22 protein-coding genes are annotated in these 23,499 nt (G+C 41.4%); 8 read left to right on the top strand and 14 right to left on the bottom strand.

Annotated features, from left to right (window positions below; translation table 11 throughout):
* Positions 1-28: 28 nt before the first annotated feature.
* From lpdA to MHI11_RS12455, 5 genes are all read right to left on the bottom strand, one after another.
* A complete protein-coding gene (lpdA, locus tag MHI11_RS12435; RefSeq protein WP_003211097.1) occupies positions 29-1,441 on the bottom strand; it encodes a dihydrolipoyl dehydrogenase in 1,413 nt (470 codons plus the stop codon).
* 4 nt (positions 1,442-1,445) lie between these two features.
* Positions 1,446-2,786 carry a dihydrolipoamide acetyltransferase family protein gene (locus MHI11_RS12440; protein WP_003211261.1) on the bottom strand — a complete coding sequence of 447 codons (1,341 nt, stop codon included), beginning with the start codon at positions 2,784-2,786 and terminating at the stop codon, positions 1,446-1,448.
* Positions 2,787-2,895: 109 nt separating this feature from the next.
* Positions 2,896-3,873 (bottom strand): pyruvate dehydrogenase complex E1 component subunit beta, encoded by a 978-nt coding sequence (gene pdhB / locus MHI11_RS12445; RefSeq protein WP_003211433.1) that lies wholly within the window; start codon positions 3,871-3,873, stop codon positions 2,896-2,898.
* Positions 3,874-3,876: 3 nt separating this feature from the next.
* Positions 3,877-4,992 carry a pyruvate dehydrogenase (acetyl-transferring) E1 component subunit alpha gene (gene pdhA / locus MHI11_RS12450; RefSeq protein ID WP_044142026.1) on the bottom strand — a complete coding sequence of 372 codons (1,116 nt, stop codon included), beginning with the start codon at positions 4,990-4,992 and terminating at the stop codon, positions 3,877-3,879.
* Between the two features lie 410 nt (positions 4,993-5,402).
* Entirely contained in the window at positions 5,403-6,071 is a 669-nt protein-coding gene (locus tag MHI11_RS12455; protein ID WP_065097209.1) for a YkyA family protein, read from the bottom strand.
* Positions 6,072-6,305: 234 nt separating this feature from the next.
* Here MHI11_RS12455 and MHI11_RS12460 point away from each other — a divergent pair, with 234 nt between their 5' ends.
* Positions 6,306-6,494 (top strand): YjcZ family sporulation protein, encoded by a 189-nt coding sequence (locus MHI11_RS12460; protein WP_106067392.1) that lies wholly within the window; start codon positions 6,306-6,308, stop codon positions 6,492-6,494.
* Positions 6,495-6,606: 112 nt separating this feature from the next.
* On the top strand, positions 6,607-7,164 hold the full coding sequence (def, locus tag MHI11_RS12465; RefSeq protein ID WP_065097207.1) for a peptide deformylase: 558 nt from the start codon (positions 6,607-6,609) through the stop codon (positions 7,162-7,164).
* A gap of 243 nt (positions 7,165-7,407) precedes the next feature.
* Here the strand turns inward: def and MHI11_RS12470 are convergent, their stop codons facing one another.
* Positions 7,408-8,187 carry a Cof-type HAD-IIB family hydrolase gene (locus MHI11_RS12470; protein ID WP_126741236.1) on the bottom strand — a complete coding sequence of 260 codons (780 nt, stop codon included), beginning with the start codon at positions 8,185-8,187 and terminating at the stop codon, positions 7,408-7,410.
* A gap of 395 nt (positions 8,188-8,582) precedes the next feature.
* Here MHI11_RS12470 and MHI11_RS12475 point away from each other — a divergent pair, with 395 nt between their 5' ends.
* A complete protein-coding gene (locus MHI11_RS12475; RefSeq protein WP_003211882.1) occupies positions 8,583-8,792 on the top strand; it encodes a DNA-dependent RNA polymerase subunit epsilon in 210 nt (69 codons plus the stop codon).
* Between the two features lie 5 nt (positions 8,793-8,797).
* Positions 8,798-10,465 (top strand): ribonuclease J1, encoded by a 1,668-nt coding sequence (gene rnjA / locus MHI11_RS12480; RefSeq protein ID WP_003212511.1) that lies wholly within the window; start codon positions 8,798-8,800, stop codon positions 10,463-10,465.
* 100 nt (positions 10,466-10,565) lie between these two features.
* On the opposite strand, the gene ade is transcribed toward rnjA, so the two are convergent.
* From ade to MHI11_RS12505, 5 genes are all read right to left on the bottom strand, one after another.
* A complete protein-coding gene (gene ade, locus MHI11_RS12485; RefSeq protein ID WP_065097205.1) occupies positions 10,566-12,296 on the bottom strand; it encodes an adenine deaminase in 1,731 nt (576 codons plus the stop codon).
* A 263-nt stretch (positions 12,297-12,559) separates the two neighbouring features.
* The gene (locus MHI11_RS12490) at positions 12,560-13,228 is read right to left on the bottom strand and encodes a potassium channel family protein (RefSeq protein ID WP_044142031.1); all 669 of its coding nucleotides are present in this window, start codon (positions 13,226-13,228) and stop codon (positions 12,560-12,562) included.
* Positions 13,229-13,265: 37 nt separating this feature from the next.
* The gene (locus tag MHI11_RS12495) at positions 13,266-14,102 is read right to left on the bottom strand and encodes a gamma-glutamylcyclotransferase (protein ID WP_065097204.1); all 837 of its coding nucleotides are present in this window, start codon (positions 14,100-14,102) and stop codon (positions 13,266-13,268) included.
* A gap of 4 nt (positions 14,103-14,106) precedes the next feature.
* The gene (locus MHI11_RS12500; RefSeq protein ID WP_340961178.1) at positions 14,107-15,417 is read right to left on the bottom strand and encodes an ATP-binding protein; all 1,311 of its coding nucleotides are present in this window, start codon (positions 15,415-15,417) and stop codon (positions 14,107-14,109) included.
* 144 nt (positions 15,418-15,561) lie between these two features.
* On the bottom strand, positions 15,562-15,840 hold the full coding sequence (locus MHI11_RS12505) for an AbrB/MazE/SpoVT family DNA-binding domain-containing protein (RefSeq protein ID WP_034325036.1): 279 nt from the start codon (positions 15,838-15,840) through the stop codon (positions 15,562-15,564).
* Positions 15,841-16,116: 276 nt separating this feature from the next.
* Between MHI11_RS12505 and mreBH the strand changes: the two genes are divergently transcribed.
* The 3 genes from mreBH to MHI11_RS12520 all read left to right on the top strand — a co-directional run bounded on the left by mreBH (position 16,117) and on the right by MHI11_RS12520 (position 18,669).
* Positions 16,117-17,124 (top strand): rod-share determining protein MreBH, encoded by a 1,008-nt coding sequence (gene mreBH, locus MHI11_RS12510; protein WP_012009812.1) that lies wholly within the window; start codon positions 16,117-16,119, stop codon positions 17,122-17,124.
* A gap of 74 nt (positions 17,125-17,198) precedes the next feature.
* A complete protein-coding gene (locus MHI11_RS12515; protein ID WP_003210922.1) occupies positions 17,199-17,330 on the top strand; it encodes a protein YkpC in 132 nt (43 codons plus the stop codon).
* Between the two features lie 106 nt (positions 17,331-17,436).
* Positions 17,437-18,669 carry an aminopeptidase gene (locus MHI11_RS12520; protein ID WP_340910621.1) on the top strand — a complete coding sequence of 411 codons (1,233 nt, stop codon included), beginning with the start codon at positions 17,437-17,439 and terminating at the stop codon, positions 18,667-18,669.
* Between the two features lie 40 nt (positions 18,670-18,709).
* Here MHI11_RS12520 and MHI11_RS12525 read toward each other — a convergent pair whose 3' ends face one another.
* Entirely contained in the window at positions 18,710-20,329 is a 1,620-nt protein-coding gene (locus MHI11_RS12525; RefSeq protein ID WP_065097200.1) for an ABC-F family ATP-binding cassette domain-containing protein, read from the bottom strand.
* 143 nt (positions 20,330-20,472) lie between these two features.
* Between MHI11_RS12525 and MHI11_RS12530 the strand changes: the two genes are divergently transcribed.
* Positions 20,473-20,748 carry a hypothetical protein gene (locus MHI11_RS12530; protein WP_034619939.1) on the top strand — a complete coding sequence of 92 codons (276 nt, stop codon included), beginning with the start codon at positions 20,473-20,475 and terminating at the stop codon, positions 20,746-20,748.
* A gap of 65 nt (positions 20,749-20,813) precedes the next feature.
* On the opposite strand, the gene lepB is transcribed toward MHI11_RS12530, so the two are convergent.
* Positions 20,814-21,386: a signal peptidase I gene (lepB, locus tag MHI11_RS12535; RefSeq protein ID WP_034620046.1), complete on the bottom strand. Its 573-nt coding sequence runs from the start codon at positions 21,384-21,386 to the stop codon at positions 20,814-20,816.
* Positions 21,387-21,597: 211 nt separating this feature from the next.
* Complete coding sequence (locus tag MHI11_RS12540; protein ID WP_106067366.1) at positions 21,598-23,490, bottom strand: PTS fructose transporter subunit IIABC; 1,893 nt, start codon at positions 23,488-23,490, stop codon at positions 21,598-21,600.
* Between the last annotated feature and the right edge of the window lie 9 nt (positions 23,491-23,499).

The raw sequence follows: 23,499 nt of genomic DNA on the forward strand, positions 1-23,499 counted from the left end.
CTTGATGGAGAGGGTTTTAATAAGTTCATTATTTTACGATATGGATTGGGCTTCCAATTGCTACTTCAGCCGTTTCCATTGTAATTTCACCTAAAGTTGGGTGAGCGTGAATTGTCATTGCGATATCTTCAGCAGTCACTCCAGCTTCGATTGCAAGGCTAAGCTCTGAAATCATATCAGAAGCGCCAACACCTGCGATTTGTGCACCAATCACAAGACCATCCTCTTTACGAGTGATCATCTTCATGAAGCCATCAGTTGCGTCAAGAGAAAGTGCACGTCCGTTTGCTGCGAATGGGAATTTCGCTGCAACGATGTCGATTCCTTCTTCTTTTGCTTCTGCTTCAGTGTATCCAACAGTTGCAAGTTCTGGCTCAGAGAATACAACAGCAGGAATACCAAGGTAATCAATTTCAGCTGGCTCTCCAGCGATTGCTTCAGCTGCAATTTTACCTTCGTAAGAAGCTTTGTGTGCAAGTGGTGGTCCATCAACGATGTCACCAATTGCATAGATGTTAGATACGCTTGTACGGCATTGTTTGTCTGTTTTGACAACTCCGCGGTCAGTCAATTCAACACCAACTTGCTCAAGACCAAGCTCATCTGTGTTTGGACGACGACCAACTGTAACAAGTACGTAATCAGCATCAACTGTTTTTTCTTCACCTTTTACTTCGAAAGTAACAGTGACACCATCAGATTTTTCTTCAACGCCTTTAGCAAGAGCGTTTGTATGGATTTCAACGTTTCCTTTTTTCTTCAGGTTACGTTTAACCAATGAGCTCATTTGCTTTTCGAAACCTGGAAGGATTTCGTCTCCACCTTCAAGGATGACAACTTCTGTTCCAAAGTTTGCATAAGCAGTACCAAGCTCAGTACCGATATATCCACCACCGATAACAACTAACTTCTTAGGTACTTCTTTAAGCGCTAAAGCACCAGTTGAGTTGATCACGCGGTCTGTGTATTTAAAAGTAGGCAATTCAATTGGACGAGATCCAGTTGCAAGAATTGCATTTTTAAAAGTGTAAGTCTGTGCTGAATTTTCATCCATTACACGTACAGAGTTGCTATCTACGAAATAAGCTTCACCTTTAACGATGTCTACTTTATTTCCTTTAAGAAGACCTTGAACTCCACCTGTTAATTTGTTTACAACAGAAGCTTTCCACTCTTGAACTTTTGTGAAATCAACTGTTACGTTTTCAGCTTTGATACCCATGTCTTCAGAATGCTTAGCATTTTCGAAACGATGGCCAGCATTGATTAATGCTTTGGAAGGAATACAACCAACGTTTAGACATACACCGCCAAGAGTTCCTTTTTCAACAATTGTTACTTTTTGTCCAAGCTGTGCAGCACGAATAGCAGCTACATATCCACCAGGACCTGCACCGATGACAAGAGTATCTGTTTCGATTGGGAAATCTCCTACTACCATGACATTACGCCTCCATTAAAATTAATTGTGGATCATTCAATAAACGCTTGATGTGGTTAAGGGCATTTTGCGCAGTAGCTCCGTCGATCATACGGTGGTCAAAGCTTAGGGAAAGAGCTAAGACTGGAGCTGCAACGATTTCGCCATCACGAACAACCGCTTTTTCAGCGATACGGCCAATACCAAGGATCGCTACTTCTGGGTGGTTGATGACTGGAGTAAACCATTGTCCACCAGCAGAACCGATGTTTGTGATTGTGCAAGATGCACCTTTCATTTCAGCTGGAGCCAATTTACCATCACGTGCTTTTGTTGCAAGCTCGTTGATTTCGTTAGACACTTCGAAAATTGCTTTGCGATCTGCATTTTTCACAACTGGAACGAGCAGGCCTTTTTCAGTATCAGCTGCAATTCCGATGTTGTAGTAATGCTTTTGAACAACTTCATCTGTTTTATCATCGATAGAAGTGTTAAGTACTGGGTACTTTTTCAAAGCAGAAGTAAGAGCTTTTACAACGTAAGGCAAGTAAGTTAACTTGATTCCTTGATCAGCTGCAACTTGTTTGAATTGTTTACGATGTGCAACAAGGTTCGTTACATCAACTTCATCCATTAATGTTACGTGAGGAGCTGTATGCTTAGAGTTCACCATTGCTTTCGCGATCGCTTTGCGGATTCCGCTCATTTTCTCGCGAGTTTCTGGGAATTCCCCTTCAAGAACTGGAGCTGCTGCCGCTTTAGGAGCTGCTTCTTCTTTTGCACTTTCAGCTGCTTGAGGTGCTGCTTCTTGAGCTGCAGAACCACCATTAACGAAGCTGTCGATATCTTCTTTTAACACACGACCGTTTTTACCAGAACCTGCAACTTTGTAAATTTCAATGCCTTTTTCACGAGCATATTTACGTACAGATGGCATAGCAATTACGCGTTTGTTTGGATCAGCATCTACTTGCTCTTGTGCGCCTGCACCAGTTGCTGCTGCCGCTTCTTCTTGTGCCACTTCTTTCTTCTCTGGCTCGTTACCAGCTTCAGCAGTACCTTGTACTTGAGCTTCAGTTTTTGCTTCGCCTTCTTCTTCACTGCCTTTAAATTGAAGATTTTCGTAACCAGGTGCATCAAACGTAATGATTGTTTGTCCTACAGTTGCAACTGTTCCCTCTTCAACTTTTAATTCTAATACTTTTCCTTTAACAGGTGAAGGAATTTCTACAACTGCTTTATCGTTTTGTACCTCTGCTAAAACGTCATCTTCATTAATTTCGTCGTTTGGTTTTACAAACCACTTAACGATCTCACCTTCGTGGATACCTTCTCCGATGTCCGGAAGTTTAAATTCAAATGCCACTGTTTTTCGCCTCCTAGATTTTGTTGAATCCTTGTTGTGTAAACATTACACGATCATGTAATTGATAAAGGGGAAGAGAAATAAATTCTTTTCCCCCCTTGTCATTTAATTAAAATTCAAGAACTTTCTTAGCTGTTTCAAGCACGTCTTTATGGTTTGGAAGCCATACAGTTTCAGCTTGAGAGAAAGCAAATACAGTATCAGGTGCAGCTACACGAAGTACTGGAGCTTCTAAGCTAAGGATTGCTCTGTCATTGATTTCAGCTACTACGTTTGCAGCAATACCAGCTTGTTTTTGTGCTTCTTGAACAACGATCGCACGGCCTGTTTTTTCAACAGAAGCGATGATTGTTTCAATATCAAGCGGGCTTACTGTACGAAGGTCGATCACTTCAGCAGAAACGCCTTCTTTTTCAAGTTCTTCAGCAGCTTTAAGTGATTCGTGAACCATTGCACCGTAAGTGATGATTGAAAGGTCAGAACCTTCACGTTTCACGTCAGCTTTACCGATTTCAATTGTGTACTCTTCTTCAGGAACTTCCTGACGGAAAGAGCGGTAAAGTTTCATATGCTCAAGGAATACAACCGGATCATTGTCGCGGATTGCAGAAATTAATAGTCCTTTTGCATCGTAAGGTGTTGAAGGAATGACCACCTTGATACCAGGCTGTTGTGCGATAAGACCTTCTAAGCTGTCAGCGTGAAGCTCAGGTGTGTGAACTCCCCCGCCGAATGGAGAACGGATTGTCACTGGAGAATGCCAGCGTCCGCCAGAACGGTAGCGCATACGAGCCATTTGTCCAGAAACAGAATCTAATACTTCGTAAACGAATCCGAAGAATTGAATTTCCATTACTGGGCGGAATTCTTGTAGTCCAAGGCCAATTGCAAGACCGCCAATACCAGATTCAGCAAGTGGAGTATCGAATACGCGATCCTCACCAAACTCTTTTTGCAATCCTTCAGTCGCACGGAATACGCCGCCGTTTTTACCAACGTCTTCTCCGAAAACGAGAACGTTTTCGTCATTTTTCAGTTCTGTGCGTAACGCATCAGTGATCGCTTGAATCATTGTCATTTGCGCCATGGCTTACTTCGACTCCTTCTGTTTGTAAATTTCAAGCTGTTCAACTAGGTTGAATGGTTTTACTTCATACATGTTTTCAATCAAGTCAGTGACTTTTTGCTTAGGCTGTTCGTCAGCTTCTTTGATTGCTTGTTTGATTTGTTCTTTTGCATCTTCGATGACTTTATTCTCTTCTTCTTCAGACCATAGGCCTTTGTTTTCCAAGAATTTGCGGTAGCGTACCAATGGATCTTTTTGCTCCCACTCGTTTTCATCTTCTTTTGTACGATATCTTGTTGGATCGTCACCAGCCATTGTATGTGGGCCGTAACGGAATGTAAGAGTTTCGATTAATGTTGGACCTTCACCATTTATAGCACGCTCACGAGCTTCAGCAGTCACTGCATATACAGCTAATGCATCCATACCGTCAACTTGTACGCCTACGATACCAGCTGCAGCTGCTTTTTGTGCAATCGTTTGCGCAGCAGATTGCTTTTCAACAGGTGTAGAGATCGCATATCTGTTGTTTTGGACAACAAAAATCGCTGGCGCTTTGTAAGCCCCTGCAAAGTTAATACCTTCGTAGAAATCACCTTGTGAAGCTCCGCCATCACCTGTGTAAGTGATTGCAACAGCTTTTTTACCGCGTTTTTTCAAACCAAGAGCTACACCAGCAGCTTGAATGATTTGTGCACCGATAATGATTTGTGGAGAAAGTACATTCACACCTTCAGGCATTTGGTTACCAACAAAATGTCCTCGAGAGAACAAGAATGCTTTTGTTAGTGGCAGGCCATGCCAGATTAATTGTGGTACATCACGATATCCTGGAAGAATGAAATCTTCTTTCTCAAGTGCAAAGTGAGTTGCAAGCTGAGAAGCCTCTTGTCCAGCTGTTGGCGCATAGAAACCAAGACGTCCTTGACGGTTCAATGAAATTGAACGTTGATCTAATACACGTGTAAACACCATACGGCGCATTAATTCTTTTAATTGGTCATCTGAGAGATCTGGCATTGCCGCTTCGTTTACGACTTCGCCTTTTTCGTTTAAAATTTGAAACGTTTCAAACTGCTTTTTGATGGCATCAAATTGCTTTTTGCTATCAACAATTGCTTTTTTTGTTTTTGCAGCCATTCTAAAGTCACCTCTTCCTTTCTTTTAACAGTCAATTTGTCGTGAATCCATTTATACATACAGATATAGGATAACCCAAAATACACATATGACTCCTGTATTTAATAGCCACTAGGATCGTTGTCGAAACATGAGATGATCGCTCGTTTTTGAGTTCTTCTAACTGTATTAACGATAGTTCACAAATAACTAATACAACTTCTGTTAACAAGGACTAGTTTACAACAAGAAAAATAGTCCGTCAATTGATTTAACGGCTTTATTTAAATAAATGTATTCGCTTTACTTTTTATGGTGAGCTGTATCAATCTGTTTAACAAACACATCGAACTGTACTAGTATAGAGTATACTACTGTACTACAATAGAAAATGTTTGTTTTTGTCGAAAAATAAAAAAAGAGCTGTTTTTTCAGCTCTTTTTGGACTCTTGATCTGCCGCTTTAGACAAAGCCTGTTTATGCTCATTCAATTGCTTTGTATATTGATTGAACTTTTTACCTTCTTTTCTGACTTTGCTATAAGAACGGTTCACCGTCTTCAGCTTGGACTTTAGCTCTTTATATCCTAAGTCCTTTTTCTTTAAAGTTTGATATAAATGCTGATCTTGTTTCAACGCCTTTTGATACTCCTTGTAAAGCTGGTCATACGACGCATATCTTTTCTCAAGCGATTTGACCGTTTCATCTGCTTTTTCTTTTAAATCTGTATCTTGTATACGTCCCGCAGATTTCTTGACCGTTTTCAATTCTTTTTTCGATTCATCCATGCTGTCTTTTTCTGTTTTCAAATGTTCTTCTCGTTTCGCTGCAGATGCTAACGCCTGATCAGAAAGGCTTGTCACTGTTTTAGTGTGATCCTTTGTGGTTTGAATCATTTTTTTATAGAGCTGCTGCTCTTTTTTCTCATAGCTTTGCAGTGTGCCTTGCTCTTTTTCAAAGGATGCTTCTTTTTCGCTCATTTTCGTCATCGCATCTTGCATGTCATGAAATGAACTTTGACCTCCGCATCCCGCCAGCAAAAGGGTACATATCCCCGCTAAAGCAGCACCTGCTTTCATGCTTCTTCTTATTTGTTTCATCACAAGGTTCCCCCTTTACATCTCCACATACCACTATAATTTTTATAGGCGTTTGTGACAAGGAAAGAGGTCATTCTGATGAGCTAAAGAAGATTTTTTTCAAGTGATAGGCGCATGACTATACAAATAGTGCATTCATACATAGTTTATATTACACGCTTCGCCTTCACTTATGAGAGGCCGAGTGTATTTCCAAAGGAGGTCAAAAGTATGTCTAATTATAGTCATGGAAGTATGTATGGTGGATACGGCGGTTACGGGTATGGACACGGTGGTGGATATGGCGGTGGCTGTTGTTACCCAAGTTATGGCGGTGGATACGGATACGGCGGTGGACGGACATTCGCTTTAATCGTTGTCCTTTTCATCCTATTAATCATCGTTGGCGCAGCATTCTTAGGCGGCGGTGGCGGCTGCTGCTAATGGCTGTTTAAGCCTCTGACCGGTCTCATAGGACCGGTCTTCTTTATTTCATTGCATATGTTGTGTATCATTTTATATACTTTACATACAAAGGAAATAGGAGTGAAGATTTGTGATTACCATGGAAGATATCGTACGGGACGGACATCCCGTCTTAAGACAAACAGCTGAAGCGGTCGAGCTCCCGCCGACAGAAGAGGAAAAACAGCAATTAGCTGACATGATTGAATTCGTTAAAAATAGTCAGGATGCTGACATAGCTGAAACGTATGGACTCAGACCCGGCGTTGGACTCGCGGCTCCGCAAATTAATGTCAGTAAGCGAATGATCGCTGTTCACTGTGAGGATGAAGATGGAGAGGAATACAGCTATGCCCTTTTCAACCCGCGCATTGTCAGTCATTCCGTCAAAAGAGCTTATTTAACTACTGGTGAAGGCTGCTTATCTGTTGATGAAGCCATTCCTGGATTTGTCCCTCGATATCAAAAGATCAGGGTGAAGGCCACAACGCTTGAAGGAGAAGACATTGATATTCGCCTAAAAGGGTTTCCGGCCATTGTGTTTCAGCATGAAATCGACCATTTAAACGGCATTATGTTTTATGATCATATTCAAAAGGATCAGCCATTCGCTGAGCCTGACAACTCTGTTGCGATCGGCAGATCATAAAATAAAAAGAAGACCCAATAACCTAAGGGTCTTCTTAGATTGTTGACAAAGTGCTAAAATGATGTTTATTTTAGCACTTTGTCTTCTTTTCAGCGTGATAGAAAACCTTTGCAGTCTAGGAAGGGCGAGTACTGGCGCGGAGCGAATTGAACATTCGTGAGCACCAGCGCGCAGACATGACAACGAATGCGAGGGTTTGTCTACACGCTGAGAAGACCCAATCACCTAAGGGTCTTCTTTTTTCTATTCTTCAATCAAGCCTAAATGAGTCACTGCATGGAATATGCCGTCTTCATCCACCGGCTTTGTCACAAAATCAGCCAAATCTTTTAGTTCATTCACAGCATTTCCCATGGCGACGCCTATACCAGCAAACGAAATCATCTCTCGATCGTTCAGACCGTCTCCAAAGGCAACGGTATCCTTTTGCTCGTAAGGCAGTCTTTCGATAACTCGTTTAATGCCTTCAGCCTTCGATCCGCCTTTTGGCAAGACATCTGTTGACAGCTCGTGCCATCTGACAAGATCAATTTCTTCGCGGAACGCCTCGTATTGGACTTCCTCTTCTGCCTTACAGAATAACAGCATTTGAAAAATCTCATTTTCTTTAAAGTAAGATAAATCATGTTCAGGATGCTCTGTTTTTAAAGTCCCAATCCCCTCATGGATAAACGGATGATTTGGCACAGAAGCCTTCATCGTTTTTTCCCCCATGAAAACAAGCGGATGATCATGACGATCCGCCGTTTCATAAATTTGCTCCATTAGCTCCAGTTTAAGCGGATTGCCGTAAATGACTTCTCCCTCATACATGACATACTGACCGTTATAAGCTATAAAGGAGTCAAGCCCCAATTCCTCTAAAATAGGCTTAATTAAAAAAGGCGAACGCCCAGATGCAATGAAGAGATGATGGCCTTTTTCTTTTAATAAACGAACCGCTCGCTTTGTTGATTCAGGTATTTTTTTATCATGATCATATAAAGTACCGTCGATATCAAAGAAGATGACTTTTTTATTCATATCCCGTCTCCTGTCTCTTGTTATGTATACCCACTCCCTTTTATCATACAGAAAGATTTCTGCTTTCGAAACCACTTCCTATGAAAACGCCCATTTCCCACATATAACCATGTAACATTCAATGGAAACGTCATATAATACAAGTATAAAGAGAGAACGGAATACAAGGTCTAATCTAACTTCAATTCGAAAGGAGGCGACCTGCGATGCTTCGTCGTCTGCGCAAGAAAATTAGAAGACAATGGAAGGACATGCTTCGTAAAAAATCGATCGCTTAAAAGGATCTTCCGCACATTTGCTGAAGGTCCTTTTTTCTCAGAGACTTTTCTTATGCGCGTTTTTTTAATATAATAGAAATAGCGAGTGTAACATACGGTATTTAAGGAGAGATTTGGATGATATATAAGGTGTTTTTTCAGGCAAGTACTACTGAGGTACCTGTAAGAGAACACACAGATTCACTATACGTTGAAGCGGTTTCTGAAAGAGACGTACGCGATAAGTTGAAAAAACATAGCTACAACATTGAATTCATTCAGCCTGTAGACGGTGCTTTTTTAGACTATGAACGAGAAAGTGAAAATTTTAAAGTATTGGAGCTATGAGAGGAATGAAATTTGTAAAAAACGATCAGGCGGCAGTTTTTGCGCTCGGCGGTTTAGGCGAGATCGGTAAAAACACGTATGGCGTTCAATTTCAAGATGAAATCATTTTAATTGATGCTGGTATTAAGTTCCCTGAAGATGAGCTTCTTGGAATTGACTACGTCATCCCTGACTATACGTACTTAGTTAAAAACGAAGATAAAATCAAAGGTCTTTTCATCACTCACGGACATGAAGACCACATCGGCGGTATCCCTTACCTTCTCAAGCAAGTGAATATTCCAGTTTACGGCGGCAAACTCGCAATCGGCCTACTTCGTAATAAATTGGAAGAGCACGGTCTCTTGAGACAAACAAAACTTCACATTTATGAAGAAGAAGATACCATTAAATTTAGAAAAACAGCTGTGTCTTTCTTTAGAACTACACACAGTATTCCAGATTCTTATGGAATTGTCGTGAAGACACCTCCTGGTAACATCGTACATACAGGTGATTTCAAGTTTGACTTTACGCCTGTTGGCGAACCTGCCAACTTAACAAAAATGGCTGAAATCGGGAAAGAAGGCGTTCTATGTCTTTTATCCGATAGTACAAACAGTGAAATTCCAGAATTTACGATGTCTGAAAGACGCGTAGGCGAAAGCATTGATGACATCTTTAGAAAAGTCGACGGACGTATCATCTTTGCTACGTTTGCTTCAAACATTCACAGACTTCAGCAAGTGATCGAGTCCGCTGTTGCCAACGGCCGAAAAGTTGCGGTGTTTGGACGAAGTATGGAGTCTGCCATTGATATTGGACAAGATCTTGGCTACATTAAATGTCCAAAAAACACGTTCATTGAACATAATGAAATCAACCGTCTACCAGCAAACAAAGTGACTATTCTTTGTACTGGGAGCCAAGGTGAGCCGATGGCTGCTCTTTCTCGTATTGCAAACGGCACTCACCGCCAGATTTCGATTAATCCTGGTGACACTGTTGTCTTCTCATCTTCACCAATTCCGGGTAACAATATTAGCGTAAGCCGTACCATTAACCAGCTTTACCGTGCTGGCGCTGAGGTCATTCATGGCTCACTTAATAATATTCATACATCTGGTCACGGCGGACAAGAAGAACAAAAGCTGATGCTCCGTTTAATTAAACCAAAATTCTTTATGCCGATTCACGGCGAATACCGCATGCAAAAAACGCATATTAAACTTGCGAATGATTGCGGAATTCCTGAGGAAAACTGCTTTATCATGGATAACGGTGAAGTACTTGCACTAAAAGGTGACGAAGCAAGTGTCGCTGGCAAAATTCCATCAGGTAACGTGTATATCGACGGAAGCGGAATTGGCGATATCGGGAATATCGTCTTAAGAGACCGCCGCATTCTTTCAGAAGAAGGTCTTGTCATTGTGGTCGTCAGCATGGACATGAAAGAATTCAAAATCTCTGCTGGTCCTGATCTCATCTCAAGAGGCTTTGTCTACATGAGAGAATCTGGAGATCTCATCAACGACGCACAAGATCTCATTTCAAAGCATCTTGAAAAAGTAATGGAACGCAAGACAACTCAGTGGTCGGAAATTAAGAACGAAATTACGGACACACTTGCACCTTTCCTTTACGAAAAAACAAGACGCCGCCCAATGATCTTACCGATTATTATGGAAGTGTAATCACAAAAAGAGACACGAGCCGACTGGCTGTGTCTCTTTTTTTCATCAAGTATTGAAAAAAGCCGCATATATACATCGTACACATGCGGTTTCTCACTTTTTATGATTGAATTGGGAGGTGCTGAAAGTTTCTGACATCAAACAAGCCCTTTGTCGTCATTTTCACATCAGGAATGACTGGAAGTGCCAAGAAGGACAGCGTCAAAAACGGATTAAAGTCTAAGGTAAAACCTGTTTCTTTAAGCGCTTCATGAAGTGTATGAAGGCTTTCATTGACGAGATGTGCCGGCTGATCTGACAATAAACCAGAGATCGGTAATGGCAGCGTATGAAGAGAACGCCCTTCTTTAACAACAGTCAAACCGCCGCCTGCTTCTTTTAACGCCTCAATCGCTTTGATGATATCAGCATCATTTGTGCCAACTGCAATTAAGTTATGTGAATCATGTGCAACCGTTGTTGCAATCGCGCCCTGTTTGATGCCGAAGCCACTGACAATCCCTACGCCCATTTCAGATAAACCTTGATGACGTTCAACAAGCACCATTTTCAATACATCTCTGCCTGTATCACTTGTAAATTGTCCGTTCATTTCTGAAGGAGAGACTTGTTCTAACTTTGTTTCAAGCTGATTCGGAATAATACGGATGACATTCATATGTTGATCGCCCGTGATAGGTAGTGCAATGTCTTCCTCTTGAACATCTACTGCATGAACAGATTGTAATAATGCTGGGCTCGGTGCGCTCTTTTCGACACTCGGCTTGTACTCTCCGTTCTGTGCAACCAATTCACCTGCGATAAATACGCTTGTAATGTCTACATGATGAAAGTCTGAAACGAGCATAAAATCAGCATCATAGCCTGGTGCAATGGCTCCCTTTGTTTTAAGACCAAAACACTCTGCGGCATTTAAGCTTCCCATTTGATAAGCTAAAAATGGATCTAAACCTTCTTTTATGGACATCCGTACTTGCTCATCAATACTTCCCTGTGCCATTAAATCATCCAAATGTTTATCATCTGTACAAAAGAAAAAGCGTCTCGCATTCTTTTCATTGACAGCGGGTAAAACATTTTTCACGTTTTTGGCAACAGATCCTTCTCTCAGCATCACATACATACCCCTTTTCACACGTTCAAGGGCTTCCTGTGCAGTTGTCACCTCATGGTCTGTTTGGACATTGGCCGTCCGGTAGACGTTGATTAATCGATCTGTTAAGCCTGCTAAATGGCCATCAATCAGTTTATTCTCATTTTGAGCATCAAGCAGCTTTTGAAGCATATCTTCTTCTGCCTGCTCCACACCGACATAGTCCATCACCTCAGCAAGACCAAGCACTTCCTTTTCTTGATAAAGAGGCTTTAAATCTTTCGCTTTTAATGTAGCACCTGATCGTTCAAAACTGACTGCCGGTACACAGGATGGCAGCATGAAATAAATATGTAAGGCAGCTTTTCTCGCTTCTTCCAGCATAAAACGGATGCCTGTTATACCTGACACATTGGCGATTTCATGAGGATCTGTTACGACAGTTGTCACACCGCGCGGAACGACAGCTTTGGAGAATTCAGCAGGGGTAACCATAGAAGACTCGATATGAACGTGGCCATCAATAAAACCAGGCACAAGCATTTGACCTGCTGCATCAAGCTCCTGTTCTCCCTCGTACTCTCCTATCCCGACTATTTGTCCATTTTCAACAGCGACATCTGCGTCTATCCATTCCTGGTTAAACACATCCATGACTTTCGCATGTTTAATCACGAGGGCTGCTTTTTTTCTCTTTGCTGCTACCTCAATTTGATGTCTGAAAAGCTCCTTATCCAACGACACTGCCTCCTCCAAGTAAACAATATAATGTTTCTTATCGTAAACGAATCTGTTTGTCCAGTCAATGACATTTAGAGAAAATCAACCATATCAAAACACTGATTTTTATTTCTGAATAGTGATAATTGCATGAAAAATAGGATGACTTATTTTTGCGGTTATACATGAACAAAACAACCCTTTTCAGTGTATATTTCCGTCTCAATGTCCACCTACCATGAACACATTCATATAAAAAAAACACCCCGTCATCGGAGTGCTTAATAATCGTTCTGCATTTCTCGTTTTTCAAAGCGTCCTATATCGGCTACTGCCCCAATGACAATGAGGATATCTTCTTTTTGAATCATTTCATCTGCCAGCGGGGAAACAATGACTTCTTTTCCGCGCTTAATGGCCACGATGTTGATGCCGTACCTTGCCCGTATATCAAGATCTAAAAGAGAATGTCCCGCAAGCCTGCTGTTTGCCACAATCTCAATCAGGCTGTACTCATCTGACAGCTCGAGGTAATCAAGCACGTTATTTGAAATGATTTTATGTGCAATCCGTCTGCCCATATCTCGCTCTGGATGAACGATGCGATCCGCTCCAATTTTGTTGAGCACCTTTTCATGGTAGTCATTTTGCGCTTTCACGGTGACCATTTTGACGCCAAGCTCTTTCAACATAATCGTTGTTAAAATACTTGCCTGAATATTTTCACCGATTGCAACGATGACATGATCAAAGTTGCGAATACCAAGATTTTTTAAAACGTTTTCGTCCGTCGAATCACCAATGACCGCATGTGAGGCAATTTTCGCGTACTCGTTTACTCGATCTTCATTCATATCCATCGCCATGACTTCAAGTCCTTCTTCGCTCAGCGCCTTGCAAATACTTCCGCCAAAGCGTCCAAGACCAATGACTGCATATTCCTTTTTCATGTTCAGACTCCTTTTATCTCACTTACCATGCATTTTACTACGGTTTGATTAATGAATCCATATGCGAACGAATTTTTCTGCGGAACGCTTCACTTAAGTAAAGGTCTGCTCCTTTTTCGATTTCACTTCGATAATGAGCTGGCGGAGCGATTTCTTCGCTCTTTTGAAGCACAAGAAAGGTTAAACAGTCCTCATAAATTTGATCACCTATTTTGACATCGACAAAAGCTGGACGATATGTACCTTCATATACTCCCTCTCGTTTATACAAATAACGAATGGCATCAAAAGGAACTTCATATAATACACCCTCTGTTTCGCCGCCGTCTTCTACCATATCAGCTCTTGATCCATCTGGCCTCACCAATGTAAATCTCGTAGTAAAACCATTTAGTACACCACCGCCGATGATTTGTCTGAAGTGATGATCGACTTCTGCTAGCTTAAACCTAGCATCATCCATACAGGAGCCATAGGCAAAATAATAGAAGGATGATGGCTTCTGTTGCCACAGTTTATAAGCTTTCCAGCACCCTCTCTTTATTTCTTTCAGCGCTGATGCCTTCTGCTCTGGCAAAGTGTATGTCACGGCTGCTACCTGACCTTGATCCGTCATGACATTGATTTCCTGCTTGTCATACCCTTCCTCTAGTACGTCTATCTTATTCAACGTGTCAGCGGTTACCTCGTACAATTCCCCGTATACAGTGCCTTTTTCTGCGGGAACACACGCTGGATATCCTTGACTTGTATCATAAATCCTTCCATTCATCCAAGCAGATTTAGCTATTAGTCTGCTTTCTTTCATGTACGCTTCGTGGTGCTCTTCATGCTGCAATAGCGTCCCATATACAAATAAAGCTTTCACCGTCATGACTTCACGTCCTCTCAACTTGCTGCTGTCTGCTTTTTTGACACACAGGCAAATAAATATGAAAAGCTGTGCCTTTTCCAAGCTCACTGGATACGTCCATTGTTCCGTGATGATCTTTTAAAATCGTCGCACAGATGGTCAGACCAAGCCCTGTCCCTTCTTTTTTCGTTGAAAAGAAAGGATCATATATTTTTTGAATATCCTTTTCAGACATCCCTTTTCCTTCATCTTGAATGGTAATCTTCCATTCATTCAATACTTTTTCTGTAGATATGTATATGCTGCCACCTTCAGGCATTGCCTCAATCGCATTTTTGATTAAATTAATGAACAGCTGCTTCATTTGGTTAGCGTCTGCTAGGATTGCGCCGGCATCCTGCCTTTTAAATGGCTGCTTGAGATCAATATTTGAAAGAACGGCATTTGTTTTTAATAAAGTAATCACTTGTTCTAGAAGCTCATGAAGCTGAACTTCTTGAAAATGGACCGATTGAGGCTTAGCCAATACAAGTAGCTCACTTAAAACAAAATCAATTCGTTTAATTTCAGAGAAGATAATGTCAAAATAATCGGTTCTTTCAGGATATTGTGTCTTCATCAGCTGTAAAAAACCATTTACTGATGTCAGTGGATTTCTGACTTCATGGGCGATTCCAGCGGCTATTTGTCCAGCGACGGCCAGCTTTTGCGCCTGCATTTGCAATTGCTGATTGGATCTTTCAAGCTCAAGCTTTGCCTGCTTTTGTTTCGTAATATCAGCTACTGTTCCAATTCCTCCGGTAAACTGGTGATGCTCATCAAAATAGAGCTTGTAATGAACGTCTCCCCATACCTTCTTTCCCTCTTTATGTAGAAGCTGCAGTTCTACCCGCCCCGCATCCTTATGCTCCTTGATCACAGATAACAAATGCTGCACCACGCGTTCCTCTTGATCAAAGTACTGATTGTACATGGTGCCTAGACATTCATCAATGTCATAGCCTGTCATTTGTGTCCATGCTTGATTCAAAAAAATAATTTCACCTTTTTCGTTTGTTTCAAAGACGATTTCTTGCAAGTTATCTGTGATTCGATTCAGCCGCTCTGTCAGTTCGTGTGCTTCTTTCTCTCTCGTATTTAAGTCTGACACAAATAGATTTAAGCGGTCTACATAGCCTGAGACAACCCAGATCCCTGTTAGAACAAGGACTGTAAAGGCTAGATCGAGCGGCCAATTAATTTGATAGCCGCCTAGATAATAAAAGAAACCCCAGCTTAATATTAAAATAAATGCAAGAACAGATAACACGATCCGCACTTGATATGTTTTGTTCAAATGATTCCACCTGCCGCCCTGAGATTCTTTGTCAATTGTACCATTTTCCACTTATTTTTTGAGGGAGATGGGGCATTTTTAAGGAACTTTTTTCATAAAAAATAGCCTGTTCTCCGCACAAAGAAAGAGAGCAGGCTATTTTCATTACTGTTGAAGGGCTTCTTGCAGCTCTTTTAGCAGTAGTTCTGCGCCTTCAGCGCTTAAATTAATTTTACCATTTCCATATTCATGATTCTCAGAAGTAATCTCACCAGTCATGAGACAAACACCTTGAGGCTGATATTTTTTCAAGACGATTTTATCTCCATCTATAAAAAATTCCATACTGTCTTTAATTGCAATATCAAGTGCTCTTCTCAATTCGATTGGCATCACAATACGCCCTAGTTCATCTACTTTTCTTACGACTCCGATAGATTTCAATTTCGTTCCCTCTTTCTTTCATTAGCTCAAGATCAATCTGTTTTTCACCAATTGATATATCGTAGACGTAAGAGATTCACGAAAGGTTTCTCCAACTTGAAAATTTTTTTCACAAAAGAAAAAACAAAGGGAAAATTTATTGTGATTGTCAAAATGATACTTGAATTTTACAAGTTCATTTCAAGGTCATCACAAACCCCCACAAATGACCTCAACCCTCTGAACTTTTAAATGTAAAATTGTTTAAAACAGCAAAAATAGAGATTGGGTGAAAATATGTTTCAAAATGCCGAAATTGGAATTGATTTAGGAACAGCTAACATATTGGTTTATAGTAAAAATAAGGGAATTATTTTAAATGAACCGTCCGTCGTGGCAGTCGATACAGAAACAAAAACTGTACTTGCCGTCGGAACAGAAGCAAAAGAAATGATTGGGAAAACACCTGGGAAAATTGTGGCGATCCGTCCGATGAAAGACGGTGTCATCGCTGATTATGATATGACAACAGATTTACTCAAACAAATCATGAAAAAAGCAGGAAAAAATATCGGGTTTACCTTCAGAAAACCAACGGTCGTCGTATGTACACCTTCTGGTTCAACAGCTGTTGAGCGCCGTGCCATCAGTGATGCTGTGAAAAACTGCGGAGCAAAGCACGTGCATTTAATTGAAGAACCAGTTGCAGCCGCAATCGGCGCTGATCTCCCAGTAGATGAGCCTGTTGCAAACGTCGTAGTCGATATTGGCGGAGGAACAACGGAAGTTGCCATCATTTCGTTTGGCGGCGTTGTCTCTTGTCATTCCATTCGAATTGGCGGAGATCAGCTGGATGAAGATATCATTACATTTGTGCGAAAGAAATATAACCTATTAATCGGCGAGCGGACAGCTGAGCAAGTTAAAATGGAAATTGGTTATGGTCTCATTGAGCATGAGCCAGAGTCATTAGAAGTACGTGGACGTGATCTGGTGACAGGTCTTCCAAAAACGATCACACTTGAATCTCATGAAATTCAAGGTGCCATGCGAGAGTCACTTCTTCATATTTTAGAGGCGATTCGTGCCACATTAGAGGACAGCCCTCCAGAGCTTAGTGGTGACATCGTAGACCGCGGCGTGATCTTAACTGGCGGTGGCGCTTTGTTAAACGGGATTCAAGAATGGCTCTCACAGGAGATTGTCGTTCCAGTTCATATTGCAGCAAATCCACTTGAATCTGTCGCAATCGGAACAGGTCGTTCACTAGAAGTCATTCATAAATTGCAAAAAACATTAAAATAATCTTCTTGTTCTACTTCTTTTTTTATCATTTCGATCATATCGTGAGGAATGGATAAACGTGAAGGAGGAAGAACATGTTGCTTGATTTAGGTAAACGGGTCGTTGTCACAGTCATTTTAACGGGTATTATATTAGGAGGAATGAGCCTGTCGTTTTCACATATGCCCCCTTCTAATGCACAGCCTGTGAAACAACTGAACCGCTAAAAAAGCCGCATGAAAGCGGCTTTTTTATTTTGGCTTTTCGCGTGCTCCCCATTTTCCTTTTCGGTCTTAAATCTGATATGATGAACATGACTAAAGGAGGGTTTTTATGAATTCATTTGAAAAACAACTAGATCAATATGCGAAGACCATCGTTGAAGTCGGTGTGAATGTTCAAAAAGAACATGAAGTCGTCGTATCTGCATCTACTGAATCTGCAGACCTTGTTCGTCTTGTTGCGAAACATGCGTATGAGCGCGGGGCGAAAAACATACATATCCGCTGGAGTGACGGTGTTCTTGCTCGTTTAAAATATGAACATGCACCGCAAGATGTGTTTGAGCAATTCCCAGAATGGGAAGCACAGATGATGGAAACCATCGCAAAACGCGGCGGCGCTTTTATCACGATCTTGTCAGAAAGCCCTGACCTTCTGCGAGGCATTGATTCGAAAAAAATCGCTGCACAGCAAAAAGCCGCTGGATCCGCCCTTCATACATATCGCCAATACGTTCAATCAGACAAAGTGGCTTGGACGGTTGTAGGCGCTGCATCAAAAGATTGGGCGAAAAAGATTTTCCCTGACCAGACAAATGAAGAAGCTGTCGCTTTATTATGGGATCAAATCTTTAAAGTCGCTCGCGCTGATCAAGCAGATCCTGTGGAGGCTTGGAAAAAGCACGATGAGTCGCTAAATGAAAAGGTCAAAATCCTAAATGAGCGCCACTACCAGAAGCTTCATTATGATGCTCCTGGCACTGATTTAACGATTGAGCTCCCTGAGCAGCACATTTGGGTAGGTGCCGGCAGCGTGAGTGAGCGCGGCGTCTCTTTCATGGCTAACATGCCGACTGAAGAAGTCTTTACTGTACCTAAAAAAGACGGTGTAAATGGGACTGTCTCAAGCACAAAACCGCTCAGCTATGCAGGAAATATCATTGATGAGTTTACTTTAACATTTGAAAATGGCCGAATTGTCGATGTGAAAGCGAAGGAAGGCGAAGACATTTTAACTTCGCTCGTTGAAACAGATGAAGGCTCTCATTATCTAGGTGAAGTTGCTCTTGTACCAGATGATTCACCAATCTCAAACTCGAATATTCTCTATTACAATACCCTTTATGATGAAAACGCATCGAACCACCTTGCCATCGGCAGCGGATATGCGTTCAATATCGAAGGCGGAAAAGAGATGAATCGTGAAGAATTGGATGCAGCTGGTGTAAACAACAGTATCACACACGTCGATTTCATGATTGGTTCAAAGGAAATGAATATTGACGGTATTACAAAAGACGGAAAACGTGAACCGATCTTCCGTAATGGGAATTGGGCGATTTAATCGAAAAAAAAGACATCCACAATTGGATGTCTTTTCTTATTTACGCATAAAGCTCAACGAGTCTCTTTTGAATCTCTTGATCTGATAAGAACTCATCATATGTTGTTTGTTTATCGACGATGCCATTTGGCGTCACTTCGATAATACGGTTTGCCACTGTTTCAACAAACTGATGGTCATGAGATGAGAAGAGCATCGCTCCTTTAAAGCTCATTAAACCGTTATTCAGCGCCGTAATGGATTCTAGGTCTAAGTGGTTCGTCGGCTCATCCAGAAGCAGTACATTCGCTCCTGACAGCATCATTTTCGATAACATACAACGAACCTTTTCTCCTCCTGATAAGACGCTTGCTTTTTTCTTTACTTCTTCCCCAGAGAAAAGCATACGTCCTAAGAATCCGCGTAAGAAGCTTTCGCTTTGATCATTAGGAGAATATTGGCGAAGCCAATCCACTAAATCGACATCGTTTCCTTCAAAGTATTCACTATTGTCTTTCGGGAAAAAGGCTTGAGATGTTGTGACGCCCCATTTATATGTCCCGCTGTCTGGCTCCATCTCACCAGCAAGAATTTTAAATAAAGTAGACACAGCAAGCTCATTACGGCTTAGGAACGCAATTTTATCCTCGCGATTCATGATAAAGCTGACGTTATCAAGTACTTTCACACCGTCAATTGTTTTCGATAGACCTTCTACTTGAAGGACATCATTTCCGATTTCACGCTCTGGCGCAAAATGAACATACGGATATTTACGTGAAGAGGGCTTAATATCGTCTAAAGAGATTTTATCAAGCAATTTCTTTCTTGAGGTCGCTTGCTTCGATTTAGAAGCGTTCGCACTGAACCGGGCAACGAACTCTTGAAGCTGCTTAATTTGCTCTTCTTTTTTCTTATTTGCATCTTGGCTGAGTTTCAGCGCTAGCTGGCTAGACTCATACCAGAAATCATAGTTACCGACATATACTTGAATTTTTCCGAAGTCTAGGTCCGCAATATGTGTACACACTTTGTTTAAGAAGTGACGGTCATGCGAAACGACGATGACGGTATTTTCAAAATGAATAAGGAACTCTTCTAGCCACTGGATGGCTTGTAAGTCCAAGTGGTTCGTTGGCTCATCCAGAAGAAGGACGTCAGGCTTGCCAAATAACGCTTGGGCTAGTAGTACTTTTACCTTTTCAGAACCACCAAGCTCAGACATTTTCTTCGATTGAAGGCTCTCTGGAATGCCAAGACCTTTTAATAAGATCGCTGCTTCACTTTCTGCTTCCCAGCCGTTTAACTCAGCAAACTCACCTTCAAGCTCTGCTGCACGAATCCCGTCTTCATCTGAGAAATCAGGTTTCATATAGATCGCATCTTTCTCCTGCATCACATCATATAAACGCTTGTGACCCATCATGACGACTTTTAATACTTCAAATTCTTCGTATTCAAAGTGGTTCTGTTTTAAAATCGCTAAACGCTCACCAGGGCTCATATGAATATCGCCCGTCTGAGCCTCAATTTCACCTGAAAGAATCTTTAGAAACGTTGATTTACCAGCTCCATTGGCACCAATTAAACCGTAGCAGTTGCCAGGAGTGAATTTAATATTTACTTCTTCAAATAGTTTACGATCAGCAAATCGCAAACTAACATTATTTACTGCAATCATTTATTAATCCTCCATCACTCATTCATCATTATGAAGTATAACATGAATAACGTTTGATAGAAACGTCTCTCACTAAGAACGAAGGCAAATTGTCCAATATGGTATAATAAGTGGGAATGATTTATTGAAGGAGTTCGTGCGATTTGAGATTACTTACACTGATGGAATACTGTTTATTGATTTTCTTTATGGGTATTTATTTATCTGCAACAGGCTTTAATGCGAGGGATTTTGGCCTTTATATTGGGCTTGTGCTTATTTACACACTGGTACACATCTTTTCGAAACGCTTTTTACAAAAGCGAGGGAAAGAAAATCATAAGATCGGATTGTTTCGGTCCGTTTTAGCCATTACTGGGTCTGTCTTCGCTTCTGTGTTGGCTATTGTGCTCATTGTTACAGTGCTCACGCCAAATTAAAAGCGACCCTTCTTTTAAGGGTCGCCCATTCAAGCACTTTTCTCACACACCTGAGAAGGGTGCTTTTATTTTGTTTGCCGAATGTCGCCAAATGGGAAGAAAACAAATTCTGATGTCCCGACAACCCGATCCTTTTCAATGAGTCCAAGTCCATTTCTGCTGTCCATGGAATTGAGTCTGTTGTCCCCCATCACAAAGTAATCGTTTTTCGGTACTTTCACTGGACCAAAATCACCTGTCAAATGCACTTCATACTCTTTCGCATGTGCCTTGTTCTCTTTTAAATAAGTCTCATCTACTTTTTTACCATTAATGTAAAGCGTATCATCCTTCATTTCAATCGTGTCTCCCGGAAGACCGATCAATCGTTTTACATAATGAATTTTCTGGCCATCTTTTCCATTAATAATCACGATGTCACCTCGTTTGACACCACCTAGATAGTTAATGGTTTTGTTGACAAACAGCTTTTCCCCATCATGAAGGGTCGGTTCCATTGACTCTCCTTCCACCACATACGGCTCAAATATAAACGTACGGATGAGCAAGACGAGTGCAAGTGCAATTAAAATAGCTTTGATCCATTCAAACAGTGAACTTTTCTTCTCTGTTTTGGCTTGCTTTGCATCAGATTGAATATCATTTTCGTTTTGTTTGTTTTCTTCGTTCAAAATACTGCTTCCTCCTAAGACTTTCTGCTAAAAGACTTGAAACGTGAATTGAATAACTTTACTTTATCACATGTCATTTAAAAATTCACAAGACAACCATTCAATTAGATATTTTTTCCTAATTTGTTCATAATTAAACAAAAAGAAGCACCGCTGTTCACGATGCTTCTCTTCTACTTTACGCTTCTAGTTTCACTGGTTTTTTCAAAATACCAAGTAAAATCGCTGTTACAACGGCACCGATTAAGATGCTGATGATATAAAGTATCGGATGATTTGTTACCCAGAAAACGAATAGTCCGCCGTGCGGTGCAGGAAGCGTGACTCTAAAGAATTCCGTTAATCCGCCAGCCACTGCTGCTCCAATGACAGCTGAAGGAATCACGCGTAGAGGATCAGCCGCTGCAAACGGGATCGCCCCTTCAGTGATGAAGGCAGCTCCCATGAAGTAACATGTAATCCCTGCTTCTCGGTCACGTTTTGAGAATTTATTTCTAAAAATTGTTGTAGCAAGTGCAATACCTAATGGTGGTACCATTCCGCCTGCCATAATGGCAGCGTGTGGTGCATAATTTCCAGCAGCAATCATCGCAAGACCAAATGTGTAAGCCGCTTTGTTAATTGGCCCACCCATATCAATCGCCATCATACCTGCCAAAATAATGCCCATTAAGACAAGGTTTCCAGTACCTAAAGTTTCAAGCCAATGAGTTAATCCGTCCATCACCATTTTTACTGGTGTGTTAACAACGTAATGCATAATGATACCTGTGAAGAAAATACCGAACAATGGATAGAGCAGAACCGGTTTAATTCCGTCGAGTGACTGCGGTACGAATGTGAATACTTTTTTAAGTAACACAACGACATAACCAGCAAGGAAACCAGCAATGAGTCCGCCTAAGAATCCTGCACCTGCTGCTGACGCCATAAATCCACCGACCATACCTGGCGCAAAACCTGGACGATCAGCAATACTCATCGCAATAAATCCGGCTAATACAGCCACGATTAAGGCAAGTGCATTATCTCCGCCAATTCCTTTTAAAACAGCTGCAAATGAATTAAATGAAGGGTCGTTAGGGTCAGCCGATTTAATGCCCCAGAAGAATGAAATTGCAACAAGGATACCGCCCCCGACAACAAATGGAAGCATGTTGCTTACACCGCTCATTAAGTGCTTGTAGAAACCACTTCTCCCTTTGCCAGATGACTCATGTTCGTCTTTTGAAGAACTGCCGCCAGAGCCTTTATAGATCGGCGCATCTTGATTGACTGCTTTTTCAATCAATTCCTGCGGACGACGAATTCCTGCTGTCACAGGTACTTCAATGACATGTTTGCCTTTAAAGCGTTCCATTTCAACTTGCTTGTCCGCTGCCACAATGATGGCTGGTGCTTCTTCGATTTCTTTTGCCGTAAGAGCGTGTTTAATACCACCAGAGCCGTTTGTTTCGACTTTAATGTCAACGCCCATTTCTTTCGCTTTTTCTTTCAAAGCATCTGCTGCCATAAATGTATGTGCAATACCTGTTGGGCAAGCTGTTACTGCTAAAATCTTAGCTGGTTTACCTGATACAGCCGGCTCCTCTTGAACTTCCTCTTCTTCTTCATCGTCCTTGTCATGCGTATTGATGATATCGATGATTTCATCTTCAGTAGCCGCTTCAAGAAGCTGCTTTCTGATTTCTTCACGCATCAGAAGTGTTGATAAACGAGAAAGTGCTTCTAAATGCGTGTTGTTTGCGCCTTCAGTTGCTGCAATCATAAAGACAAGATGACTCGGCTGCGCGTCCAGTGATTCATAATCTACACCAGCTACCGAGCGGCCAAATGCAATGGCAGGCTCTTTGACACTTGCTGTTTTAGCGTGAGGGATAGCAATTCCTTCACCAATACCAGTAGAGCTCTGTTTTTCACGGTTGATCACTGCTTCTTTGTAGCCCTCTTTATCATTTAACTTGCCAGCTGTATCTAAAACAGTGACTAGTTCTTCAATGACTGCTTCTTTCTGCTGGCTGTCTAATTGAAGCTTAATGGTCTGCTTTGTGAGTAGTTCTGTTATTTTCATGATGACTCC

The sequence above is a fragment of the Bacillus sp. FSL K6-3312 genome, from assembly GCF_038007485.1.
GTDB lineage: Bacteria > Bacillota > Bacilli > Bacillales > Bacillaceae > Bacillus > Bacillus pumilus.